Annotated in this window: 18 protein-coding genes, 1 tRNA gene and 2 pseudogenes; 15 read left to right on the plus strand and 6 right to left on the minus strand. The window is 60.3% G+C overall.

The features are described from left to right. Positions 1-94: 94 nt before the first annotated feature. From RAM15_RS03325 to RAM15_RS03340, 4 genes are all read left to right on the plus strand, one after another. Positions 95-1,525, plus strand: coding sequence for a ParB/RepB/Spo0J family partition protein (locus RAM15_RS03325; protein ID WP_015022037.1), 1,431 nt, complete (start codon positions 95-97; stop codon positions 1,523-1,525). Between the two features lie 183 nt (positions 1,526-1,708). Next, positions 1,709-1,972, plus strand: a complete 264-nt coding sequence (locus tag RAM15_RS03330) for a hypothetical protein (protein ID WP_306222070.1) — start codon at positions 1,709-1,711, stop codon at positions 1,970-1,972. Positions 1,973-1,996: 24 nt separating this feature from the next. Further along, complete coding sequence (locus RAM15_RS03335) at positions 1,997-2,344, plus strand: hypothetical protein (RefSeq protein WP_015022035.1); 348 nt, start codon at positions 1,997-1,999, stop codon at positions 2,342-2,344. A 373-nt stretch (positions 2,345-2,717) separates the two neighbouring features. Beyond that, on the plus strand, positions 2,718-3,278 hold the full coding sequence (locus RAM15_RS03340) for a hypothetical protein (protein WP_015022034.1): 561 nt from the start codon (positions 2,718-2,720) through the stop codon (positions 3,276-3,278). A gap of 135 nt (positions 3,279-3,413) precedes the next feature. Here RAM15_RS03340 and RAM15_RS03345 read toward each other — a convergent pair whose 3' ends face one another. Genes RAM15_RS03345 through RAM15_RS03365 form a run of 5 tightly spaced genes read right to left on the minus strand, consistent with a single transcriptional unit; the run spans position 3,414 to position 7,791 of the window. Continuing rightward, the gene (locus tag RAM15_RS03345) at positions 3,414-3,860 is read right to left on the minus strand and encodes a hypothetical protein (RefSeq protein WP_015022033.1); all 447 of its coding nucleotides are present in this window, start codon (positions 3,858-3,860) and stop codon (positions 3,414-3,416) included. A gap of 22 nt (positions 3,861-3,882) precedes the next feature. Beyond that, entirely contained in the window at positions 3,883-5,193 is a 1,311-nt protein-coding gene (locus tag RAM15_RS03350) for an ABC transporter ATP-binding protein (protein ID WP_306222074.1), read from the minus strand. Positions 5,194-5,201: 8 nt separating this feature from the next. Next, positions 5,202-6,647: an FtsX-like permease family protein gene (locus tag RAM15_RS03355; RefSeq protein ID WP_045924218.1), complete on the minus strand. Its 1,446-nt coding sequence runs from the start codon at positions 6,645-6,647 to the stop codon at positions 5,202-5,204. A 47-nt stretch (positions 6,648-6,694) separates the two neighbouring features. After that, positions 6,695-7,393, minus strand: coding sequence for an ABC transporter ATP-binding protein (locus tag RAM15_RS03360; RefSeq protein ID WP_045924347.1), 699 nt, complete (start codon positions 7,391-7,393; stop codon positions 6,695-6,697). An 11-nt stretch (positions 7,394-7,404) separates the two neighbouring features. Further along, positions 7,405-7,791 (minus strand): class III lanthionine synthetase LanKC N-terminal domain-containing protein, encoded by a 387-nt coding sequence (locus RAM15_RS03365; protein ID WP_198191706.1) that lies wholly within the window; start codon positions 7,789-7,791, stop codon positions 7,405-7,407. Positions 7,792-8,472: 681 nt separating this feature from the next. On the opposite strand from RAM15_RS03365, the pseudogene RAM15_RS03370 reads away from it, so the two are divergent. The 4 genes and pseudogenes from RAM15_RS03370 (at position 8,473) to RAM15_RS03385 (ending at position 13,921) form a co-directional block, all read left to right on the plus strand. Then, a pseudogene (locus RAM15_RS03370) lies at positions 8,473-9,635 on the plus strand (IS1249 family transposase). Positions 9,636-9,799: 164 nt separating this feature from the next. Next, positions 9,800-10,531 carry an ABC transporter ATP-binding protein gene (locus tag RAM15_RS03375; protein ID WP_029676375.1) on the plus strand — a complete coding sequence of 244 codons (732 nt, stop codon included), beginning with the start codon at positions 9,800-9,802 and terminating at the stop codon, positions 10,529-10,531. Next, entirely contained in the window at positions 10,528-12,564 is a 2,037-nt protein-coding gene (locus RAM15_RS03380) for an ABC transporter permease (RefSeq protein WP_033512067.1), read from the plus strand. The genes RAM15_RS03375 and RAM15_RS03380 overlap by 4 nt, the downstream gene beginning before the upstream one ends. A gap of 195 nt (positions 12,565-12,759) precedes the next feature. Beyond that, positions 12,760-13,921: pseudogene (locus RAM15_RS03385) on the plus strand (IS1249 family transposase). Positions 13,922-14,047: 126 nt separating this feature from the next. Here RAM15_RS03385 and RAM15_RS03390 read toward each other — a convergent pair. Then, a tRNA-Ala gene (locus RAM15_RS03390) sits at positions 14,048-14,120 on the minus strand. A gap of 213 nt (positions 14,121-14,333) precedes the next feature. Between RAM15_RS03390 and RAM15_RS03395 the strand changes: the two genes are divergently transcribed. From RAM15_RS03395 to RAM15_RS03425, 7 genes are all read left to right on the plus strand, one after another. Continuing rightward, on the plus strand, positions 14,334-15,359 hold the full coding sequence (locus tag RAM15_RS03395) for a D-2-hydroxyacid dehydrogenase (RefSeq protein ID WP_306222078.1): 1,026 nt from the start codon (positions 14,334-14,336) through the stop codon (positions 15,357-15,359). A 5-nt stretch (positions 15,360-15,364) separates the two neighbouring features. Next, the gene (locus tag RAM15_RS03400; protein WP_306222080.1) at positions 15,365-16,180 is read left to right on the plus strand and encodes a DUF1287 domain-containing protein; all 816 of its coding nucleotides are present in this window, start codon (positions 15,365-15,367) and stop codon (positions 16,178-16,180) included. Between the two features lie 106 nt (positions 16,181-16,286). Beyond that, the gene (locus RAM15_RS03405; RefSeq protein WP_024627661.1) at positions 16,287-17,237 is read left to right on the plus strand and encodes a magnesium transporter CorA family protein; all 951 of its coding nucleotides are present in this window, start codon (positions 16,287-16,289) and stop codon (positions 17,235-17,237) included. Between the two features lie 9 nt (positions 17,238-17,246). Next, on the plus strand, positions 17,247-18,077 hold the full coding sequence (locus RAM15_RS03410) for a glutamate ABC transporter substrate-binding protein (RefSeq protein ID WP_306222081.1): 831 nt from the start codon (positions 17,247-17,249) through the stop codon (positions 18,075-18,077). A gap of 75 nt (positions 18,078-18,152) precedes the next feature. Next, positions 18,153-21,122 carry a leucine--tRNA ligase gene (gene leuS, locus RAM15_RS03415; protein ID WP_306222082.1) on the plus strand — a complete coding sequence of 990 codons (2,970 nt, stop codon included), beginning with the start codon at positions 18,153-18,155 and terminating at the stop codon, positions 21,120-21,122. 100 nt (positions 21,123-21,222) lie between these two features. Then, positions 21,223-21,888: a ComEA family DNA-binding protein gene (locus RAM15_RS03420; RefSeq protein ID WP_306222084.1), complete on the plus strand. Its 666-nt coding sequence runs from the start codon at positions 21,223-21,225 to the stop codon at positions 21,886-21,888. Positions 21,889-22,349: 461 nt separating this feature from the next. Beyond that, positions 22,350-23,834 carry a ComEC/Rec2 family competence protein gene (locus RAM15_RS03425; protein ID WP_306222085.1) on the plus strand — a complete coding sequence of 495 codons (1,485 nt, stop codon included), beginning with the start codon at positions 22,350-22,352 and terminating at the stop codon, positions 23,832-23,834. Positions 23,835-23,858: the final 24 nt, after the last annotated feature.

A 23,858-nucleotide genomic window follows, 5' to 3' on the forward strand; every position in this document is an offset into this window, starting at 1 on the left:
TCGGATCCACGCGGGGGCTTGACTCTCCGCTATACCCGGGCCGCCATTCCAGGCGTCGGCACAAACAGTCCCGGCACCAAGGAAAGGAACACCCATGAACACCACAACCACAGTGACCATGCTGCCCATCGACGCCATCAGGCCCAACGACGCCAACCCCCGAAGCGAGATAGGAGACGTGTCGGAGCTGGCCATGAGCATCGCGTCCCAAGGCATACAGCAGGCCCTGGTCGTCACACCGGCGAACCAGGAGGGGCGGCACACCCTGGTCATCGGACACCGGCGGCTGGCGGCCGCCGAGCAGGCCGGCCTTGCAACCGTGCCCTGTATCATCACCGACATGGACGAGCAGACCCAGGCGGAGGTGATGCTGGTAGAGAACATACACCGTGACCAGCTCACCGCCCTGGACGAGGCACGCGGATACGCCCACCTCCTGGACCTTGGCGAAGACGTGGACCAGATGGCCAAAGCCACTGGCCGCAGCCGCAGCACCGTGCAGCGACGGCTCAAAATATCGTCCATCGACGACGAGAAAATACTCGCGCTGCCATCCCAGCTGAGCTTCGAGGAATTGGAGACGATAGCCGACTTCCGCGACGACGAAGGCCTGCAAGACCAGCTCATCAAAGCCGCAGGCACCAACAACTGGAACATGACACTGCACCAGGTCCAGGCCAAACGGTCGCTGGACAAGTGGATCGAACAGGCCCAGGAAGCCATCAAGCAGGCCGGGCTGCCCATCGTGCCGCTGACACCATCACAATCCTGGTCTGACCCGGAAGGTTGGCGCACCATCGCCCGATTCTCCCCGGATACCGACCCCGACCCCAAGCAGGCCCTCGACACATGGCTGGAGGAATGGGAAGGCGACAAACCCACGGCCGCCGGACTGCTCGACCGTGGCGGACAGTGGCGCGTCAAAATCACCCTGCTGGAGCCATACACCCAACAGGACCAGGAGGACGAACGCCGGCAAAGAGAGGATGACCTGGCCAGGTGGCAAGCCGAACAAGAAGCCGAAATCGCACCGGCCAAGCAACTGGACACGGCAAGCCACGACCTGCGGCTGGCCTACACGCAACGGCTCATGTCCCTCAAACGCCCCGCCAAAAACCAGTCCCAGGCCCTGTCCATGCTGGTCATCGCCCAAGCGAGCCAACGCACCTGGTGGGTCAGCCGGGACCAGGTGCGGGACACATGGCGCGCCATCGTCCAGGACCAGGAAGCCGAGCTGGCGCAAAAGGCCGACCTTGACGAGAGTCGCCGCACCCAGACGGCCTTCGCCCTGTGCCACGCCATCATGGAGACACAGATCAACCACGAGACCTGGCGCAGCCAAGACGACATAGACGGCCTGCTCAAACCCCTCTACCGTGCCCTCCAAACCGCAGGCTACGCCATCAGCGACGAAGAGCAATCCGGTCTCGACGGCGACCTGGTGCCCCGACCTGAAGAGGAAGACAACGAAGGGAACGAAGATGAAACAGACGACGGCGACCAGGAGGAGGACACCAAAGAGTGAATGAACCCCGCAGCCGGCCCCGCCACCAAGCGGGGCCGGCTGCCGGCGGCGGCGCAGCGATGCCTCGCGCCACCCCACGGGGTGGAATCGGCATCGTCGAACGCCCCGCGTTCGGACAGCCAGACCGCAACGCGAGGAACGCACGACTGGTTTGTATGTGCAATTTGTACTACACTCATGGTCATGGAGATCGAGATAGAGCAATCAGCCCGCAAGCACGGCTGCGCCGACGACGAAATCAGGCACGCGGTCCTCCACTCCATAGGCCACGAACAAATCGAGGGCTACGGCGACGAGATGACGGTGGTCTTCGTCGGCCAGCCACACCCCGGGGCCCTACCCGACAACCTGCTCGAAGTCATCGTCAGCAAATGGCAGGACGGCCAGCTCCACACCTTCCACGCCATGCCGCTGACCAGCCGGTGGCAACATCTCAGATACCAATAGACACAACCAACAAGGAGCCAGACCATGACCAACACACAGACACCCGCCGACAGGGCAGCACACGCCGAAGCACTCGACCGCATGGCCGACGCCGGCCAATTCACACCCATCGAAGGCACCCGGGTATACCGGGGCTACGACGCCGGCCCCCTGACCGACGACGACCTGCTCTCCATCTTCGCCGGCCGCCCCCGCGACGAACTCAAACAACCCACCAGCAAAACCTGGCAGGTACGCACCACCCCGGCCCTGGACCAATGGGCCGAAGCCGCCGTCAAAACAGAAGGCACCAACCTATCGGCACTGATCCGCCAAGCCACCGCCGAATACCTGGCACACCACTACCCAGGACTCCGAAGCCAGATGGCCTGACCCATCAGGGCAACATCATCAAGGGACCCCTCAACGGGGTCCCTTTTTCCATGCTCGGCTCGGCCGGGGTTGTGGTCATCGGCGGCTGCGCCTTGATGTCTGGCCGCCGCTGTCGCACGCCTGCGGCGTGCTGCTGAAGGGGTTGGGAATGTGGTGTTTGTGCCGCCCCCTTCCATTCTGGCCCGGGCCGCTGCGACTCAAGCCCCGAGCGTCTCCGCCCACACCCCGCTCCGGCCGAGGGGGCCGAACAGCATGCCCCCTCGGCCTCCGGGGGAGTGTTCGGATCCACGCGGGGGCTTGACTCTCCGCTATACCCGGGCCGCCATTCCAGGCGTCGGCACAAACAGTCCCGGCACCAAGGAAAGGAACACCCATGAACACCACAACCAGCCTCCAGGACGACGTCAAGCAACTGAGCCAGGACCCCCAACTCATGCTCACCGCAGGCCGACAGGCCCTCGACAGCATCATGCGCATACTCGACGGCACCCACCAGCCCGAAGCCATAGGACACGACCGGCTCACCCGCATGGCCGCGCTGATAGAAACCTCACTGCCGCACCGCGACGCGCTCCTGGTCGCCGCCATCAACCCCGACACCACCCGAGACGACCTGACCACCATCACCGAACAACCCCACGACCCCGCCGCCGTCAAACTCATCTTCACCAGCCTCACCACCTGCTTCGAAGGCCGGACCCCCGTCAACCAGGAACGCGCCGACAGAGCCTACAACCTCTTCGACCAGCTCACCGCCGCCGTCGGCCCCACCCCACACCTCAGCGCCTCCAGAGCCTACCTGGCCTGGGCCGCCCGCGACCCCGACCAAGCCAGCTCATACATGGTCCAAGCCCTCACCCTCGACCGAACCAACAACCTCGCAGCGCTCATCGCCCTGGCCCTCAGTAAGAACATCAACCCCACCGACGACTAACACCACACACAACCAAACCGAAGAGGTCTCCTCCCAAACCAAGGAGGAGACCTCTCCGCGTCCGATGCGTTTCTCCCGCCCCATAAAAGGGGCACTCGAATCCGCTTCATTCCCTAGGAATGATTGTTGTTTAGATTAATCATGCTTGTCTGCAGCATCAACGGCATGAATGACGAGTAGGGAGATGAGAATGGTGAGAACCTCAGTTATCAAAGATGAGAGCGCCATGGCTTCCCACCTGCTGAAGGCCAAGGCCATCAACCCCATGAGAAACACAAAACTCACAACTTCGCTAACAAGCTTCTTCAAGACCTTGTGACTGCTCATGCTAAACAACACATCCACCAACGCATCAGTTATGTAGGTACCAAAGAACCACAACAGAAAGATAACGATGGTACCCAAAACCCCACGCCACCCATGCACCCAGGAACGAACGCCACCGAAAGGGAGCAAGCGATAAGTGACACCAATGCCGACCGCAAAAGGAAAGACAAAACCCAACAACACAGTTCCGAAAAAACCAACACCGGTAATCGCATCCGAAACCGTTACATGGTCTGATCGTCCACGGTCACTCATCGCTCACCCCTCTCTCCATGAATCAGAGGAACAAAACAACGCGTTTAGTTCCTATAGGCCCATTTAAATCAGTTGAGTCAACATTGTTGTATAGGATATGCCCCGAATCCGGCCTATAAAAAGCCTCCAATAGGGAAAGCAGCGTAGTTTTACCTGAACCCGACGAGCCCACGATGACGGTTCTTTGGTGTGGGACTGCGCTAAAACTAATGTTCTGCAGAGTGGTATTTCGTTCATCATCTTTGTCCGCTGTATTGTAAGAAAAGCATACATCTTTGAACTCCAGCGTAATGTTGGCTGTATCAAACGAGGAATGCCCATCTGGGGAAAGCATATTGCTCGAACTTACGGTTTCGCTTTTATCGCGCAAAGATTCAATGTCTTCTATTCTCCTGAGTGGTCCTAAAGCTTTGAAAGCCGTGGTTATAGATGAGGAAAAGGAGCTTAGCGAAGAAACAACCATAGTCAAATACATTGAAAAGGAGATGAAATTAGAAATATCAAGATCCCCTTTCGCTATTTCCGCGCCGCCAAAGGAAAAAACGATTAGTAAGGTCAGCTGTATGGCGCAGTTCACAATGGACCGAATGATTGTTTCCTTGTTGGCCACTTTTACTGTTGCCCGATACACTTCTTCTGCGGTACCGACTACTCTTTTCGTTTCAGGCACTGTTGCCATAAAGGCCTTAATTGTGCGAATTCCAGCTAATGATCGCAGTATGGCATTAGACAGTCTTGCTGTCTTAGCTTGTACCAGTTCGGTATAGGCCTGCAGACGAGAAGAAGCAGCAATCATCAACAGAATGGATGTGCACGAAGTTATAAGTGCCACGGCAAAGAGTCTGGTATCAATGAACAGCATAGCGACAGCTGATCCGCAAGCTGTTAACAGATTCGCGGCCACTTTAAAGAAGTCTGATGACAGGGCTGAGCGTAACTCATTAGTATCTGAGATGACAGTTGAGACATAGTCACCCGACTCCCTCTTATCATACTCTTGTACCGGCAGGCCGAGGATACAGGTAATGAGATTGCTACGTTTATCGAAAACTATTTTCGCCGCAAGGCGGTTTGCCATATTGGATCCCAAACCATCCAGGACGATGCCTGCTACAAACAAAAGCGCCAAGACTGCAATTGGTCTCACCAACTTCTGACTCTGTTCTATGGCGTGTAGAAGATAATTGACACACAGAGGTTGTAGTAACGCCAGACCTGAAGACACTATACCCACAGACATCACAACAACAGTGATAGCTGTGTGCGGTTTCAATAGTCTGAATACATTAAAAATTGTGGTTTTTTGACGTTGCTGAGTTTGCATAGTTGACATGATTTCCGCTATTCGCCTATGGCTGTTTGGACGGTTTCAATTGCCGATCGCTTCAAACTAGAACGTGCAGAGAAAAATGTGGAAAGTGTTCCCGCGGCGATAATGGGCACAGCAAGGATAATGAAGAACTTCCAGGGGAAGACCACTACAAAGAGATTCTTGGAAAGAGGGAGGAATGTCACAGCGGTGAAAACTCCGACGAGCAAGGTGGCCCCCGCAGAGATAAGGATACCGGTGGTCACGAGGATGAAACCATCCAAGGCCGATATGGCAAGTAGCTGTCCGGGCACAGCGCCCGCGATGGAGATAAGGGCCAGATCAAGGTTGCGTTCCTTGGCAGAGATGGCGAAACTGGCGACCGCACCGATTACAGCAATGAGCAAGGCCGACCACAGGCTGGACATAAGCTCTATCGGTGTGGCTGATCCCATGTCTTTCAACTGGGGAAAGCCACTTATGGCAGCAGTACTGGTTTGACCTGTGATTAACAATCCACCGAGCAGGAACAGGCAAGCAGTCAGTGAGATGATGGTGGAGCCGAATGCCTTCCCGCGACTTCTCACAATGGCTTGTGCCCGTGCGATCTTCCAGACATCGGATTGCACAGGAACCAGATTCGTCCATGTTTTGGTGGCCCATTGGATGATGGGTCCTCCAGAATAGGCCAGAGCGACCAGAAACAGCAGTATCGCGATGATCGGGCCTAATGACATGGGTTGCATGATGATGCCCAATTGGGTCTTACTCAGAGTTTTGGGGTCGTTCAACACCAGGATAACGGCAGCGACAGCCGGTGCCAGCAGGGCGATGAAACCACCGATAATAAGGAATCTCCTCAGACCGCGCCCAGCTCTCGTGACGTGGACTTCCTCAGTTCCTGAACCTCTCAGCAGCTCAACCGGAAGCACTTTCCTCAAAGCACGCAGAGTAAAGAGAGCACCCAACAAAGCCACAATGAAACCGACTGCAAGCCCCCTCAAAGCAAAGTCTAAGAAACCCTGCCAAGTAAAAGTGATAAGCGGCGGTAACAGCACGGCCTCCAACTGGAACTTTAGAATCCGTGGGGCAAGAATTGGCGCCAGCGCCATACCAACGATGGAGGAGATCAGAGTCAGCACGAACACCTGCACCATGGTGAGGGTCAGCACCTGCCTAGGTGTGGCACCAAGCAGGGACAACAATGCAAGTCCCTTCCGCCGCTGCCTTATGGAAGCCTGAATCGTCACCATAATGACCAGGCAACCCAGGACCATTGCTATCTGGTAGACCGAGTCCACGTTAGTGCTGAGATGGTGAGATACCACACCCACTTCCCCCGGGGAATCATGTTTGAGATCATTGATTCCCTTGCATACACTCATGGCGCACAGAATCGTCTGCGTGACCACAAGCACAAGAAACACACCGGCCCAGATTCCTCTATTGGCTTTCAGATCATTCAACGCCCACTTCATGACTTACACCTTTCACGCCGCATCGCCATACAGAATCAGGGCAATAACTACGCTTGCTCTTCCACATTCCCTGATGCGACAAATCCGCCATCACTCATGGTGTATACGACGTCGCATTGCCGGGCCAGGCGGAGATCGTGTGTGACCACGACCACGCATTTACCGGGTCGATGGGAGAAGTCCCGCAACTGCGAGAAAACCAACTGTCCGGACTTCTGGTCAAGAGCACCTGTCGGCTCATCGGCGAACACAACATCGGGATCCGCGACCAAGGTGCGAATCAAGGATACCCGCTGCTGCTCACCACCTGAGAGCGAACTAGCTGCGTCATTGTCGTGCCCGCTCAAGTGGAACTTATCCATGAGGGCATCGATGCTTCCTTGATCGACCTTGCGATGGCTGAGAGTCAAGGGGAGCAGGATATTGTCACGAACGGTCATGGACGGGACAAGATTGTAGGACTGAAACACAAACCCGATATGCGATCTGCGAAACAAAGCCAAGTTACGCTGGTTCTTCTTAGTTAGTTCCTCACCCAGCACCCACACATTTCCTTGAGATGGCTGTTCAAGACCAGAAAGGCAATATAGCAAGGTGCTCTTACCACATCCAGAGGGCCCTGTAATTGCGGTCATGGCACCACCAGCAGCAACAAAAGAAAGATCATTGAATACCACAGTGGGAGTCCCGTCACCCGAGACGAAATTCTTACTTAGCTGTTCAGCTACTACCACACCATCACGCATAATATTAACCTTCATGGTACTGAGATCAGAGTATCGCCAGACCTCATGCGATTATAAAGCCCCACGACAACGAGTACTGAATCGGACATTTCTATTGAAACAAACGCCCCATATCTGAAAAAGATAGGTCCGTTATTGTACCTTAAATCACTGAGGATATAAGGTCCTGGTTCACCGCCTATTGCTTCCTCTAGTTTGAGGGTTAATCTTTCAAGATGCTCATCAGAAAAGGGATATATGGTTATGAATTTTCCACTAGAGCTGCGTCCTGCATATTTGGTATTGGAGGATCGGTACTGTTGTTTATCCCTGAGATATTTGAACATAACATGCTCTGAAATACAGATTTTAGAAACTTTTTCTAAAACTGATTGTGCATTGTCAAGGGAAGCCGTCACATGAATTTTTCATCCGTGGGTCCTCATTATGCAAGCAGTCGGCTGCATATATGTCCATACTACGGATTTATTTGAAGCCCATCCTATCGGACAGTCAGGTTCAGGATCCCATGACTCTTCGGCATGTGCCATGAGACTACGGCTATCGACAAAGAAAGGAGATCCTGGGTGCGTCGCCCGCATGTATACAGCTTCCCCAATCATTGCGTCTCCCATCGTTGCGGACTATGCTTTGTAGTAATATTATCAGAACCCGGTTCAGTGTCAACTTCTGTTTTAACTCGCTTCTTGAATATTAATAACTTGCTCATTGCCTTTGATAGCTAAGTACCCATACGTCGCCTTTTAAGATGGCAACTTTCCTTTGAGTAGAGATGGACCTTCAATTGCTGCATCCAATGATGTCAAGACACCAAGCCGTTTGCATAGCAAACTTTTCCCAGCGTCTATACTTACCTGATCCTCCCCCGTGGCTTCCATTCTGAATGATATTAACGACTGCGTCTGCACCGATTTCCTGGAGCAGTGACACCCACTTCAGAGATTCTGGGCTATAGGAACTAAACGCGTTGTTTATGTTGGGGGTTTGGCCTTGTGGCTGTAAGCGTGTTGGGTGGTTGTTAATAGGTCGGGTTGTTAATAGGGGTCTTGCAGGGGTGCCCGTTCCTGTTCGATTGGGGAATGAGAACCAGATCGAAGAGGGCCAGGCATTGCCCCATATGCCATGGGCGGATGCGCAAGCATGGGCGCAACAGATCAGGCACGCAGCGCTGGATGTGTCCGTCCTGCTCGATCACGTCCACCGCGCGCAGGCAGGACCGGGCCCGCGCCGCGCAGTTGAGGGAGTTCCCGGACCGGCCGCTGACGGGCAGGACCCGGGAACAGATGGGGGCCATGGGCGCCAGGGCCTGGCGTAAACGGGTCGGCTGGTGCTGGAACATCAAGCCGGCAATCACACCGGACGGGGTGGTCCATCACACGCTCATGGCCGACGGCACGTATATGGCACACGGCTGGTGCCTCCTGATAGCGATCGACGGGCAGACGGGCCAGGTCATCGACCGGCAGTGGTGCCATCAGGAGAACACGGCGGCCTGCACGGCCCTGTCCTCCCGCATCCCCGGGCCCGACGTGCTCATCACCGACGGCCTTCGCGGCGTGCAGAAAGCCTGCCATGCCTGCTGCCGGGCACGCGCATCCAACGCTGCCTGGTGCACGTGCAACGCAACACCAAAACCGACCCGACACTCAAACCACGACTTCAGGCCGGCAAGGAACTCAAGCGACTCTCCGACCAGCTCACCCGGGTCCATACCATCGAGGAAGCGGTGCGTTGGGGTGAGGCCTTGAACGCCTGGCACGAAAGATGGAAAACCCTCATCGACGAACGCACCATGGCCAAGGACGACCCAGCCAACCCCAAAGCCAGCCACCAATCCTGGTGGTGGACCCACCAGGAACTCCGCCGCTGCTACCGCAGGCTCGAACACCTCTTCCAAGACAGGCCGCTCTTCGCCTTCCTGGAACCCGAACTCACCGCCGGCGGGCCAGTGGAACGCACCACCAACCGGCCGGAAGGAGGAGTCAACCCACCCATCAAACGCACCCTCCTGCAACACCACGGCCTACCCGAGAGCCACATGGGACGCGCCTGCGAATGGCACTGCTGCATGAAAACCGACAACCCCGACCCCGCCAGCCTGATCAGGGACGAACACCAGCAGCCACAACCAGCACCCAAACGGGAAACCAGACAGGAACAGGACGAGCCCGAACACTACGGCACCGCCATCAACTGGAACGAGTTCCACACACCAGTCAGATACCCCAACACCACACTCTGACCAACACACAACCAAACCCACACACAGAACCTAAAACAACGCGTTTAGTTCCTATAGCCCAGCAATACTTGTATTGCGTCTCAGTGTAAAGTTCGCTGTAGCTTTTCGCGTTGTGGATTCGTATGGTGCTCGGGGTTTCGTCGGGCTGTGGATTGGGGTTGGGTATGGCTGGTGAGTTTCTGTCCCTTGAGGGTGTCTCCTATCATTACGGTTCGGGCGGGGCCGGCATCACCGACGTGTCCCTGCAATGCCCGCCTGGGTCGTGGACGGCGATCATGGGGCCCTCGGGCGCGGGCAAGTCGACCCTGCTGAATTGCGCCTCGGGCCTGCTGCCGGTCGACCAGGGCTTGGTGCACATCGGGCAGCATGACCTGGCCCGGATGGGAGAGGCCGACCTGACACGTGTCAGGCGTGACCTGATCGGGTTCGTGTTTCAGGACTACAACCTCGTCGAAGCGTTCACATGCCTGCAGAACGTGATGCTGTCCTTCCTCTTCGGCGGGCCGCGCATCGAGGTCGACGACGCCGTGCGGGCCCTGCAGGCGGTGGGTCTGGATGGTTTCGCCGACGTCTATCCCTCGGACATGTCGGGCGGGCAGCGGCAGCGTGTGGCGGTGGCCAGGGCTTTGGCCTCGAGGCCCTCGGTCGTCTTTGCCGACGAGCCGACGGGCGCCCTGGACACCGCCGGCTCCCAGCTGGTGCTGGACGCCTTCGGCCAGGTGGCGGCGCGGGGGTCCACGGTGCTGATGGTGACCCACGACCCGGATGTGGCGGCCCGTGCTGGCAGCACCGTGTTCCTGGTCGACGGCCGCATCCACTCGGTGTGGTCGGGCTGCACGGCCGAGCAGCTGGCCATGCACCTGGCCGAGACCACGTTGAGCGGGGCCGACCGGTGAGCGCGGGCATGGCCTCCCCGGCCCAGCAGGCGAGCCGACCCTGGCGCAAGCGGCCAACAAGGGCCAGCCTGTCCTTCTCCCTGGTCAGGGCCCACCGCTCCTCCTACTGGATCATGTGCCTGGCCGTGTTCGCCGCCACGACCCTGTCCTGCGCGACCCTGCAGGCACGTCAGGCGGGCCTGGCCTACGACGGCCTGCACGGCCTGGAGGGCCTGAACGCCTACCACCGCATTCTGACCAAGGCCTACTACGACCTGGCATTGAACACTGTGTCGCTGATCGCGCTGGTGTTCTGCCTGCTGGTGACGGTGTTCCTGGTCCTGTCATCGGTGTCCTTCCTGGTCCAGGAAAGGCGCCGGGAATACGGCCTGATGCGGCTCAACGGCGCCTCGGGCAAACAGGTCGTGGCCATGGCCCTGCGAGAGTTCTCCCTGCCCCTGGCCCTGGCCGACGCCGCGGGATGCCTGGCCGGATCCCTGCTGACCGTTCCTGTGGGCATGGCCTTCATAAGGGCCATGGGCACCACGGACATCGACCTGCTCTTCCACCCCAGGGCCCGCCTGTGGGTGGCGGCCGTGGCCTTCGCCCTGATGATGGCGGTCTGCCTGCTGGGCGTGTGGCTGGCCACGCGCAGGTTCGGGGCCGAGACCCCCCTGAAGCTGATGACACAACCGGCCGTCAAGGACAAAAAGGCCAGCCGGTTGCGGATCGTATGCTCCCTGGCCCTGTTCCTAGCCTCTATCACGGTCGCCTTCATGCCGGTCGACCGCTCGGAGTTCTACGACCGGCTGCTGGGCTTGATCGTCCTACTGATAATCACCGTGTACGTGGCCGCCCCCCTGCTGGTCCCCCCGGTAGCATCCCTGCTGGGCCTGCTGGCCGAAAAAACCGCGGCCGGACCGGGCCTGCTGGCCCGGCAACGGGTCCGCAGGGGCAGGGCAGGCGCCACGGCCATAGCGTTGCCGGCCATGATGGCGCTGACCATTCTGGTCTCCTTCATCCTCATCATGCAGGCGGGCCGCATGAGCTCGGTGGTGCTCAGCATCGAGCCCATGAAGGCCGACGTGGTGGCCTCCTCGGACGACCTGTCCCAGGCCGGCAGGATCTCGCGCACGCTGCAGGGGCTCGGACGGGAGGTCGGCACAGCCGACATCTACCAGACCCAGCAATGGGTCCTGACCGACAAGCACGGAAACATCCAGATGGACACCTTCCCCCAGGTCACCTGGGCCCAGGCCCGTGACCTGGCCGACCCCAGCCACAAGGACACCGCCCCCAAGGTGCTCCAGGGCAGCCTGGCCGACCTGGGCGCCGGCAAGGTGGCCATAAGCAGAGCATACGACAACCAGCGCAAGCCGGGCGACACGATCACCCTCATCGACCGCCACGACAAAAGACACCAGGTCCAGGTCGTGGCCGTCATCGAGCCGCCCAAGACCACCCCCCACGTGAACATGGACATGCTCACGACCGAGGATGGCCTGCCCAGGGAGGGCGAGAACGGCCGACTGTACGCCTTCATCACCGCCCGCGACCACACCCAGGCCGACGACATAGCCCAACAGATAAGGGACACCACCCACAAGATCACCGCCTTGAACAGGCAGGACTTCATCGACGACTACATCAAGACCAGCATCAAGGAGCAGCAGGGAACACCGCTCATGATAGCCGGCGGCACCATCCTGGCCCTGATATTCCTCGTCCAATCTATAGCCATAGGAATCAGCGAACGACGCATGCAGAACCGGCGCCTCAACCAGATGGGCGTCACCCGCGGCGCCCTCGCCTGGTCAGCGGCCATCGAGACCACACTCGACGTCACCGCCGGCATCATCCTCTCCCTCGTCGCCGTGGCCATCACCGAGGCATCCGTGGCGATAAGCTTCGTCCGGGACGGGGTCGGCATACAACACACACCCATCATCGCAGACATCTTCCTACCCATGTCCCTCCTGCTCCTGGCCGTCGCCATAGCCACCACCATCCTCTGCACACGCCTCACCCACAAGAACCAACCCACAAAACACTAGAGGCCAGGCCAACCATGAACTTTATCCACGTCGTCAGGAAATACATGCCGGGGCACATTCTTGGGCTATAGGAACTAAACGTGTTGTTTATGTTGGGGGTTTGGCCTTGTGGCTGTAAGCGTGTTGGGTGGTTGTTAATAGGTCGGGTTGTTAATAGGGGTCTTGCAGGGGTGCCCGTTCCTGTTCGATTGGGGAATGAGAACCAGATCGAAGAGGGCCAGGCATTGCCCCATATGCCATGGGCGGATGCGCAGGCATGGGCGCAACAGATCAGGCACGCAGCGCTGGATGTGTCCGTCCTGCTCGATCACGTCCACCGCGCGCAGGCAGGACCGGGCCCGCGCCGCGCAGTTGAGGGAGTTCCCGGACCGGCCGCTGACGGGCAGGACCCGGGAACAGATGGGGGCCATGGGCGCCAGGGCCTGGCGTAAACGGGTCGGCTGGTGCTGGAACATCAAGCCGGCAATCACACCGGACGGGGTGGTCCATCACACGCTCATGGCCGACGGCACGTATATGGCACACGGCTGGTGCCTCCTGATAGCGATCGACGGGCAGACGGGCCAGGTCATCGACCGGCAGTGGTGCCATCAGGAGAACACGGCGGCCTGCACGGCCCTGTCCTCCCGCATCCCCGGGCCCGACGTGCTCATCACCGACGGCCTTCGCGGCGTGCAGAGCCTGCCATGCCTGCTGGCCGGGCACGCGCATCCAACGCTGCCTGGTGCACGTGCAACGCAACACCAAAACCGACCTGACACTCAAACCACGACTTCAGGCCGGCAAGGAACTCAAGCGACTCTCCGACCAGCTCACCCGGGTCCATACCATCGAGGAAGCGGTGCGTTGGGGTGAGGCCTTGAACGCCTGGCACGAAAGATGGAAAACCCTCATCGACGAACGCACCATGGCCAAGGACGACCCAGCCAACCCCAAAGCCAGCCACCAATCCTGGTGGTGGACCCACCAGGAACTCCGCCGCTGCTACCGCAGGCTCGAACACCTCTTCCAAGACAGGCCGCTCTTCGCCTTCCTGGAACCCGAACTCACCGCCGGCGGGCCAGTGGAACGCACCACCAACCGGCCGGAAGGAGGAGTCAACCCACCCATCAAACGCACCCTCCTGCAACACCACGGCCTACCCGAGAGCCACATGGGACGCGCCTGCGAATGGCACTGCTGCATGAAAACCGACAACCCCGACCCCGCCAGCCTGATCAGGGACGAACACCACCAGCCACAACCAGCACCCAAACGGGAAACCAGACAGGAACAGGACGAGCCCGAACACTACGGCACCGCCATCAACTGGAACGAGTTCCACACACCAGTCAGATACCCCAACACCACACTCTGACCAACACACAACCAAACCCACACACAGAACCTAAAACAACGCGTTTAGTTCCTATAGGCCCCGATCTGGCGTTTACAAGCCCAACGAATATAAAAAGATCCCGAGGTGACCTCGGGATCCTATCTGTGGAGCTAGGGGGATTCGAACCCCCGACCTTCTCCATGCCATGGAGACGCGCTACCAGCTGCGCCATAGCCCCGTGCTTGCCTTGCTTGGTGAAGCCTTGCTTATAGTACACCGGGATTGGCGAATGGAGCAACTCAGTGTGTTGCCCCGGAATTGCAGGGATTGTGAGCTATTTGATGGATTTTATCCTCGAATGGTCTTGAGGCATTCCTGAGCTTGCAAGTGCGCTAGCATGATGAACAAGGGGCGACCAAGGGGGTCGGCAGCAACGGAAAGGCGGCGGACCATGACCGGCAAAAACGATGCCGAAGTGCGGGTTGAAAAGCGGAACGAGAACCATCCTGGGGACCAGCTCATCATCAACTGCCTGCCCTTGGACCAGAGTGAACGACAGGAATTCCTCCAGGCGGCTCCAGGCGTTCGTCAGGAGTTCATTGTCGACACGGACATGCGGCAGAGCATGCATTGGCTCATCGATGTCCCTGAATCCCTCCGATCGGAGGCCACGATCATTTTGGGTAATCCGCCGGCCGAGCAGGTAGTTGCCTGCCGTAACCTGGTCTGGCTGCAGACCAGCAGCGCGGGTGTGGATGCCTACATGAAACCGGGGGTTCTGCCTCCGGACGCCATGTTGACCAGCGCCTCAGGCGCTTACGGGCAGTCGGTCTCCGAGCACATGTTCGCCATGATGTGGGCTCTGATGAAGGACCTGCCGGCCTACCGGGACAATCAGCGTTTGGGACGTTGGGAACCTCGCGGGGCCGTCCTTTCGCCGCATGGCTGCCAGGTCCTGGTTTTAGGCACAGGGGATATCGGAGCCTCCTTCGCTCGTCTGGCCAAGGCCGTAGGCGCTCGGACCATCGGTATCAGGCGCCATCCCGACCAGCCGGTGGAGGGGTTCGACCGTCTGGCTGGTTTTGATGATCTGGATGCCCTGCTGCCTGAGATGGATGTAGTGGCTCTGGCCCTGCCTTCAACGCCGCAGACCCGGCACATCATCGATGACCATCGTCTTGCATTGATGAAGTCCACCGCCGTGCTGATCAACGCGGGCAGGGGAGATGCCGTGGACTGCATGGCTCTGGCCCAAGCCCTGGATAAGGACGGCATTTTCGGTGCAGGTCTGGATGTGACCGAACCGGAGCCCCTGCCTGAAGACCACCCGCTCTGGAGGCAACCACGCTGCCTGCTCACCCCGCATGTGGCCGGGGGAGCCTACCTGCCCTCCAACATGGACAAGGTTCGGGAAATCTGCCTGGATAACCTTCATCGGTTCATGGATGGCAGGCCCCTGCGCAACCGGATGAGGTGACCGCTGTGTCTACAGAGCGAAACCGCGGCGGCCGCAGCCAGCGGCGGACAGTGGTTCTGCGGTGGGCGGCTGTCCTGCTGGCGCTTGCATTGATTGTGGCGGGCTCCTTGGCCCTGGCTGGCAGGCTGGTGGGCGTCGGGCCTGCTCGCCATTCAGACAATCAAAACTCCTCCGCAAACGGCCCCAGGACCGCTTCTCACGGCCCTCCTGGATATTCTCCAGAGCAGACCGCGGCCCATTCGCCTCTGACCTCGCCTGTAGACTACAACCATGACGGCGTGGATGACTACACGGCCATGGTGCGTGGAGCCCATCAGGAGGCCCGCCGCCATCCTCATTATGACAGCGGCTACTACCAGGGCGGCTATCCCCCCGATGACCGAGGCGCCTGCACCGACGAGATCTGGAGGGCCTTCCGACAGGCCGGCTACGATCTGAAAGCCATGGTTGACGCCGACATCGCCTCGTCTCCTGGGGCCTATGCCGGAGTCATCAGCAGCCCGGATCCGAACATCGATTTCAGGCGCACCAACGTCCTCGGCGTATTCCTGTCCCGGCATGCCCAGCGTCTGACCAACGACACTGCGACCACCGACCAGTGGCAGCAGGGCGACATCGTCATCTTCGACACCTCCTGGCACATCGGCATGGCCTCCGATAGAAGGGACAGCCGTGGCATTCCCCTGCTTCTGCACAACATGGGCCAGCGCGACAGGGAGAACGACTACCTGGGCTCGCCAGGCCACCGTCCCATCACCGGGCATTTTCGCTTCGACGCCTCCAAAATCCAACCCGCCGTCCTGCGGCCATGGCGGGGATGACCGGGGACTACCCTGCGGAATTGAACACGGCGGTAACTGGTTGTCTGCTACTATCGGTTCGGCCAGAAACGTCGGCCAGGTTCGAGCACGAGAGGCGGTGATGGCGATGATGAGAGTATTCAGCACCATGAACGGGCAGATCGAGCAGATCGGCAAGGCTTCCAAGGGCTCATGGATATGCTTATCGGCGCCCACCGATGTCGAGCTGGCCAACGTCTCCCAGACCACCGGTATCGACCTGGCTGACCTGCGTGCCCCCCTGGACGATGAGGAGCGCTCGCGTGTGGACGTTGAGGACGAGTACACCATGGTCATCGTCGACATTCCCCGGGCTGAGGAACGCGACGGCCGGGACTACTACGAGACCATCCCTCTGTCCATCATCGTCACCGAGGATCTGATCGTCACCGTCTGCATGCAGGACACCGTCCTGCTTCATCCCTTTATGGAGGGCACCATCCGGGGTTTCAACACCTTCATGAAGTCCCGCTTCATCCTGCAGATCCTCTACCGCAACGCCACCCTCTACCTGCGCTACCTGCGCATCATCGACCGCGAGTCGGACCGGCTGGAGCTCAAGCTGCGCCACTCCATGCAGAACCGCGAAATTCTTATGCTGCTGGAGCTCAACAAGACCTTGGTCTACTTCGCCACCAGCCTCAAGTCCAACGAGATCGTCCTGGAGAAGCTGACCGGGCTGGAGCGGATCAAGCGCTACCCGGACGACGAGGACCTTCTGGGCGACGTGATCACTGAGAACAAACAGGCCATCGAGATGGCCAACATCTACTCAAGCGTGCTTTCGAACATGACCGACGCCTTCGCCTCCATCGTTTCCAACAACGTCAACAATGTGATGAGGATCTTCACCATCATCTCCATCAGCCTGTCAGTGCCCACGCTGATCTTCTCCATGTACGGCATGAACTTCAACCAGGGCATGTTCGGCATGCCCTTCACCGACAAGCCCTGGGGCTTCGCGGTCGTGGTGATTCTGTCAGGTCTGGTGACCGCCCTGGTGACCTGGTTCCTGACGCGCTCGAGAATGTTCAAGTAGGGGCCGATCATGTTTGCACGCAGGATTGCGGCGGCTCTGGCGGCGCTGGTTCTGGCCGTGCCCCTGAGCGGGTGCGGCCGCCAGGAGGATCGCTACCGGGCCGGCTCCATCGGGCCCAAGATCAGCGTGGGCATCTCCTTCGACCAGCCCGGGCTTGGATTCGCCCAGTCCGGCCAGTACCGGGGTCTGGATGTGGATGTGGCCCAGTACGTGGTCCACGAGCTGGGATACGCCGAGTCGCAGATCGTCTTCCGCCAGGTGAAGCCTGCAGACCGCGAGCGCATGCTCGAACAGGGTCAGGTGGACATGGTCGTGGCCGGCTACTCCATCACCCAGGAACGGCAGAAGCTGGTGGATTTCGCCGGACCCTACCTGGCTGCAGGGCAGGATCTGCTGGTTCGTCGAACCCAGAATGACATCGCCGGGGTGGAGGATCTGGCCCAGAAGCGGGTCTGCGTGGCAGCGGGATCCACCTCCGGGGCTCTGGTGCGCTCGCTAGCACCCCAGGCCCAGGTCCAGGAGCGTGAGGAGTTCCCCGAGTGCGTCACGGCCCTGCTCAGCGGGGACACGGATGCCGCCAGCGGCGACGATTTTGCCTTGGCCGGACTGGCTCATGTTCGTGGCGGCGGCCAACTGCGTTTGGTCGGCAAGCCCTTCTCCAACGAACATTACGGCATCGGCGTGCCCCACGGGGATCCGGAGCTGGTGGATGTCATCGACCAGGCCCTGAAGAGGATGATGCGGGACGGATCCTTCAAGGCCGCCCTGGGCCGGGCCTCCAGGTCCATCGGCTATTCCATTGATGCCGCCGCCCGCACGCTGCGGCCCGGCGATCGCTGAGCAAGGCTTCCGCCAGGATGACGGATACTGGACACTGGCTCGGCCGTGTCCATGTGAATGGCGATAATTCACCATATGAACGCGAATGAAGACAGGGATCATCAGCAGACCCAGGAATCCGATCAGCCCAAGTTCCGCTACGATGCCGCCATGGCGCAGACCATCGAGGAGCACTGGCAGAAGCGCTGGGACAAGGAGGGCACCTTCTGGGCAGCCAACACCAAGGGCGACTTGACCGATGCCCAGGGAGATCACGCCGGAGGCCGCAGTCCCTACTTCGTCATCGACATGTTTCCCTATCCCTCGGGCAAGGGCCTGCATGTGGGCCACCCCCTGGGCTACATCGCCACCGACGTGGTCAGCCGCTACCACCGGATGAAGGGTGAGAACGTCCTGCACGCCATGGGCTACGATGCCTTCGGCCTGCCCGCCGAGCAGTATGCGGTCCAGACCGGCCAGCATCCCCGGGTAACCACTGAGCAGAACATCGCCAACATGCGCTGGCAGCTGCACCGGCTGGGGCTCAGCTTCGACGACCGCCGCTCCTTCGCCACCATCGATACGGACTACGTGCGCTGGACCCAGTGGATCTTCTCGCGCATCTACGAGTCCTGGTACGACCCCGACTACCGTCGAGCCGACGGGGGGACGGGCTCGGCCAGGCCTATCAGCGAACTGGTCGAAGCCTTCAAGTCCGGCAGCAAGGCCATCCCTGGCCATCCCGACGCCTCCTGGGAGGACCTGGACGATGCCGAGCGCTCCGAGGTGCTCAACGACTTCCGCCTGGCCTACATCTCACGCTCGCCGGTCAACTGGTGCCCCGGGCTGGGCACGGTCCTGGCCAACGAGGAAGTGACCGCAGAGGGCCGCTCCGAGCGCGGCAACTATCCGGTCTACCAGCGTGAGCTCAAACAGTGGTCCATGCGCATCACCGCCTACGGTCACCGGCTTCTGGAGGATCTGGACATTCTGGACTGGCCCGAAAAGGTCAAGCTCATGCAGCGCAACTGGATCGGGGAGTCGCACGGGGCCTCGGTGGACTTCACCGTGCCCAGCCCTGACGGCGACCAGACCATGGAAGTCTACACCACCCGTCCCGATACGCTTTTCGGCGCCACCTTCGCCGTGGTCTCTCCCGAGCACGACCTGCTGCAGCACCTGCCCCAGGAGTGGCCTGAGGATGTGCCTGAGCAGTGGAAGGGCGGCTATGCCAATCCTGCGGAGGGCGTGCAGGCCTATCGCAGGGCCGCCGAGGCCAAGACCGCCAAGGATCGCGTGGACGAGGGAGGGGCCAAGACAGGCCTGTTTACCGGGCTGTATGCGCTCAACCCCATCACCGGGGCCAAGCTGCCTATTTTCACCGCTGACTACGTGCTGATGGACTACGGCACTGGAGCCATCATGGCTGTGCCAGGCGGCGATCAGCGCGATTACGACTTCGCCGTCAAGTATGGCCTGCCCGTCGTCTACACGGTCAGCCCGCTGGCCGATTCCGGACAGACCCTGGATGACTATCGCGGCAAGGCGCCTTTCGTCTCCCACGACGGCATTGTGGTCAACTCTTCTGTCCAGTCCACTCAGGCCGTTGGCGACCCTCTCAGCCTGGACGGTCTGCGGGTTGACCAGGCCATTGAGAAGATCACTGAATGGCTGGAGTCGGCAGGAGTCGGTCATGGGACGGTCTCTTACCGGCTGCGCGACTGGCTCTTCTCCCGTCAGCGCTACTGGGGCGAGCCCTTCCCGGTGGTCTATGACGACCAGGGCCTGCCCCACCTGCTGCCCGACGACCAGCTGCCGGTGGCCCTGCCTGATGTGCCCGACTATTCGCCCAAGACCTTCGACCCCGAGGATGCCCAGTCCAGCCCCGAGGCCCCGCTGAGCCGCAACCAGGACTGGGTGAACGTGACCCTGGATTTGGGCGACGGCCCCAAGGTCTACCACAGGGACACCAACACCATGCCCAACTGGGCCGGTTCCTGCTGGTACTACATGCGCTACATCGATCCCAAGGATGACCAGCACATGGTCGATCCGGAGGAATACGACTACTGGCTGGGGCCCAGGCACAACGCCACGGCCGGTGAGTCGGGCGGCGTCGACCTCTACGTGGGCGGCGTGGAGCACGCCGTGCTGCACCTGCTCTATGCCCGCTTCTGGCACAAGGTCCTCTACGATCTGGGTTATGTCTCGTCCAAGGAGCCCTTCCACAAGCTCTTCAACCAGGGGATGATCCAGGCCTACGCCTACACGGACCAGCGCGGCCAGTACGTGCCCGCCGCCGAGGTGGAGGAGCATGAGGAGGGCGGCAAGGTCAGCTACACCTGGCAGGGTCAGCCGGTCAACCGCGAGTTCGGCAAGATGGGCAAGAGCCTCAAGAACATCATCACTCCGGACGACATGTACCGCACCTATGGGGCCGACACCTTCCGCCTCTACGAGATGAGCATGGGACCCCTGGACGAGTCCAGGCCCTGGAACACGCGCAACGTGGTGGGCGGCATGCGCTTCCTGCAGCGGCTCTGGCGCAACGTGGTGGACGAGCAGACAGGTGAGGTGGTCCTGGACGAGGGTGAGCCCGACCAGAAGACCCTGAAGCTGCTCAACACCACCATCCACGACGTGACCGTGGAGATGGAGGCCATGCGTCCCAACACGGCCATCGCCAGGATGATCGTGCTCAACAATCATCTGACCGGGCTGAATCCGACGCCCAGGGCAGCCGTTGAGCCACTGGTGCTCATGCTTTCGCCCATTGCCCCACACATCTGCGAGGAGCTCTGGAGCCGACTGGGTCACAAGGAATCCCTGGCGCATGCCCAGTGGCCGACATGGGATGATCGCTATCTTGGCGAGGACACGGTCACTGCCGTGGTCCAGATCAAGGGCAAGGTCCGCGGCAAGCTGCAGGTCAGCCCCGACATCGCACCCGACCAGCTCGAGGCCATGGCCCTGGCACTGCCCGCCGTTCAGGAACGGCTGGGCGGCAAGGAGCCTCGCAAGGTCATCGTCAAGGCGCCCAAGATCGTTTCGGTCGTGCCGGCCTGACCTTGCACTGCCCGCAGCCAGGCTGTGGACAGGCGATGACCTTCGACCACATAGCCCCTCGACCTCATATCGGGGGGCTTTTTCATGCCAGGCTGGGTCCATGAGCATCAACATCACCCAGCCGCCGGCGCCGCCCTTGCAAGCTCTGGCTCTGAATCAATCTGCCCGGTCAGAGGGGTCAGCCGAAGGCATGGCCGAATCCCAGACTCGGCATAATCGGCCCGTCTGGTCGTTTACCCCGCTTCAGGCCTTGACAGCCATTCTTATGCTGGTGGTTGCCCTTGCTGTCAGCCTGACCCTGCTGGTCCAGCAGGAACGGGCGCTGGCTGCAGGAGTAGCAGTCGACGGAACCGGGGGCATGTCATCGACTCCGGCAAACGGCGATGCCAGCAGTGCTGCACACCGAAGCAAGCATGTTTCAGGAAACGTTCCCAGTCGGAACACCCATGGTGACGAAGGCAGCGAGCATACTGACTCGGTCTCAGATTCCGCTCAGCATGGTGAAAGGGCGGGCAATCCCTCTGCTGCTCCGGCCACCAGCACCTCCGCGGGAACAGTAGATCAGACTGGACGAGTGAATCTCAATAGCGCCAGCCAAGAGGATCTGGAGAATGTCAAGGGAATCGGACCGGTCACGGCAGCAAAAATACTGGAGCATCGTCGTGCTATCGGCGGTCGCTACGCCTCGGTCGATCAGCTTTTGGATGTCCCCGGCATCGGTGCCAAGACCCTGGCCCGATTACGCCCATATCTGGTGGCGCAATGATGGCCGGCCGGGCAGGAGATCGTCCTGCTGCTGATCGAGAAAACGGCAATCGCAATCTTCGTATGCTCCCCGCTGCCTGTCTGGCCTGGGCGATTGCCCTGCTGGTGCCGTGGCTTCTGGACCGAATCATGGGCGGATCCGTGGCCGGGCCAGCCAAAAGCGGCGGCTGGTCCAAGACGGCAGGGGAGTCCAGAGGTGGCATAGCTGGTGGGGGCACGGGCATGTCGGTCTGGTTGATGCCGCTTGTCTTGGCGCTTCCATTACTCATAGCTATGGTCCTGCTTGCCTTCAAACTCGTTTGTTTGGTCGCTGCAGAGAACTCCGATTGCAAGGGTCAGGTATTGCGTCACCCCTCTCGCTCATGCCCACAAAACCACCTGCCCCAAGGTTGTGAGTCTCCTTGTATCCCCACCGTGCCGACCTTGGCGTCCACTTGGTTTGGTCCTCGGAAACTGCCGACCTTGGCTGTCTTGGCTGCGGTGGCTCTGACTGCAGCATTGGCCGCCGCAGTCGGTCATGAGTCAGCGCGCAGCGGGCCGGCAGCCCGGCAGATCCGTCAGGGAAAAGCGCTGGCCGAGATTCGTGGCCGGGCTGTGGGCCCTATGAGTGCATCCTCTCGGCGAGGCTGGGACTGTCAGGCGGAGATCAGGCTGCAATGGGTGACTGTGGCCGGGGTGCGCATGCCTTCCGATGAACGGATCATGCTCTTCGCTGGAAGCCGATCATGCCTGCTGCAACAGGGCGGGCAGTATCGTGCGCGGGGCCTGTTGGAGCCCCCTGCTTACGGCCGTCCTATTCCCTGGTTGGCTGTGGAAGACGGCACAAAACAGGTCGAGCCGCCAGGCCCCTGTAGACGATTGATCGCCCGTATGCAAAGGGCCTTTCTCGAACAGACCGGCAGACTGGACGATCAGGGAAGGATCCTGGTGCCGGGTTTGACCATGGGCATCCTAGGCAACCAGGCCCTGCCCGGATCGGATGGCTCCCTGGGCAGACCGGCAGTGGAGCCCGCCTATGCAACCCGTCTGACCCAGGACTTCCGGGCATCGGGCATCCTGCACCTGATGGCTGTCTCCGGCGGGCACTTCATGATCCTGGCCTCGCTGCTGGTGAGGATCATGCGAGCCCTGCGCTCGCCTCCCTTGCTGATGGCCTTGGTTTTGTCTGCCGCCTATCTGGGTTTGGGCATGCTGATGGTTCCCGGGGATTCAGTCTTGCGGGCTCAGGCCATGGGGCTTCTTTCGGCATTGGCTCTGGCCGCCTGCCGGCCTGCCCAGTCATTGAACACGCTGTCCTGGTGCGTCCTGCTGGTTCTGATCCTGCGACCTTCCATGGCTGCCAGCTTCGGCTTCGCTCTCTCCTGTGGAGCCGTGCTGGGCATCGGCCTGGGTAACCGGCGGTTGTCGGCCCTCCTTGAGGATCATCTGCCGGCATTTCTGGCACGTCCATTGGCCACGACCCTGTGCGCCCAGGCCGGTACGCTGCCCGTGCAGGTGCTGATGAGTCCTGGGTTGCCTCTACTGGCTCCGCTGGCCAACCTGCTGGTCACCCCTGTGGTCGACGCTGCCACAGTGACCGGCCTGCTGGCATTGCTCACCTCCTGGCTCTGGCCACCAGTGGGTCTGTTGCTGGCCCGACTGACCTCCCTGGGTACCGGAGTCATGGCTTTTGCCGCCACCTGGCTGGGCGAAGCGGCTGCTCCGGCGGCCTGGCCACCGGGGCCGGTCGGCAGCGCCTGCCTGGTCGGTCTGGGTCTCATGGCCCTGATCGATCATCGGTTGATGCGATTCATCCGTGCTCGGGGGCGGGACCATTCATGGCCGGCTGTGACAGGGGCGAATTCGGGGGTTCCATTCCGACCGTCGGCCTGGTTGTCAGCCAAGGGCTGGCTGCGGCAGACCTATGGCCTTCTAGCCCAGCTGGTCTTCAAAAACGACCCAGGTTAATGTCCAGCGATAAAGGGAGATTTG

This window comes from Bifidobacterium asteroides, assembly GCF_030758775.1.
GTDB classification, from domain to species: Bacteria; Actinomycetota; Actinomycetes; order Actinomycetales; family Bifidobacteriaceae; genus Bombiscardovia; species Bombiscardovia kimbladii.

What these genes read in the sequence shown, in the direction of transcription:
- RAM15_RS03335 (WP_015022035.1), top strand. Translation starts at nt 1,997, where the DNA reads ATGACCAACACACAGACACCCGCCGACAGGGCAGCACACGCCGAAGCA.
- RAM15_RS03330 (WP_306222070.1), top strand. Translation starts at nt 1,709, where the DNA reads ATGGAGATCGAGATAGAGCAATCAGCCCGCAAGCACGGCTGCGCCGAC.
- leuS (WP_306222082.1), top strand. Translation starts at nt 18,153, where the DNA reads ATGAACGCGAATGAAGACAGGGATCATCAGCAGACCCAGGAATCCGAT.
- RAM15_RS03350 (WP_306222074.1), bottom strand. Translation starts at nt 5,193, where the DNA reads ATGTCAACTATGCAAACTCAGCAACGTCAAAAAACCACAATTTTTAAT.
- RAM15_RS03340 (WP_015022034.1), top strand. Translation starts at nt 2,718, where the DNA reads ATGAACACCACAACCAGCCTCCAGGACGACGTCAAGCAACTGAGCCAG.
- RAM15_RS03395 (WP_306222078.1), top strand. Translation starts at nt 14,334, where the DNA reads ATGACCGGCAAAAACGATGCCGAAGTGCGGGTTGAAAAGCGGAACGAG.
- RAM15_RS03345 (WP_015022033.1), bottom strand. Translation starts at nt 3,860, where the DNA reads ATGAGTGACCGTGGACGATCAGACCATGTAACGGTTTCGGATGCGATT.
- RAM15_RS03355 (WP_045924218.1), bottom strand. Translation starts at nt 6,647, where the DNA reads ATGAAGTGGGCGTTGAATGATCTGAAAGCCAATAGAGGAATCTGGGCC.
- RAM15_RS03360 (WP_045924347.1), bottom strand. Translation starts at nt 7,393, where the DNA reads ATGCGTGATGGTGTGGTAGTAGCTGAACAGCTAAGTAAGAATTTCGTC.
- RAM15_RS03405 (WP_024627661.1), top strand. Translation starts at nt 16,287, where the DNA reads ATGATGAGAGTATTCAGCACCATGAACGGGCAGATCGAGCAGATCGGC.
- RAM15_RS03325 (WP_015022037.1), top strand. Translation starts at nt 95, where the DNA reads ATGAACACCACAACCACAGTGACCATGCTGCCCATCGACGCCATCAGG.
- RAM15_RS03420 (WP_306222084.1), top strand. Translation starts at nt 21,223, where the DNA reads ATGAGCATCAACATCACCCAGCCGCCGGCGCCGCCCTTGCAAGCTCTG.
- RAM15_RS03410 (WP_306222081.1), top strand. Translation starts at nt 17,247, where the DNA reads ATGTTTGCACGCAGGATTGCGGCGGCTCTGGCGGCGCTGGTTCTGGCC.
- RAM15_RS03375 (WP_029676375.1), top strand. Translation starts at nt 9,800, where the DNA reads ATGGCTGGTGAGTTTCTGTCCCTTGAGGGTGTCTCCTATCATTACGGT.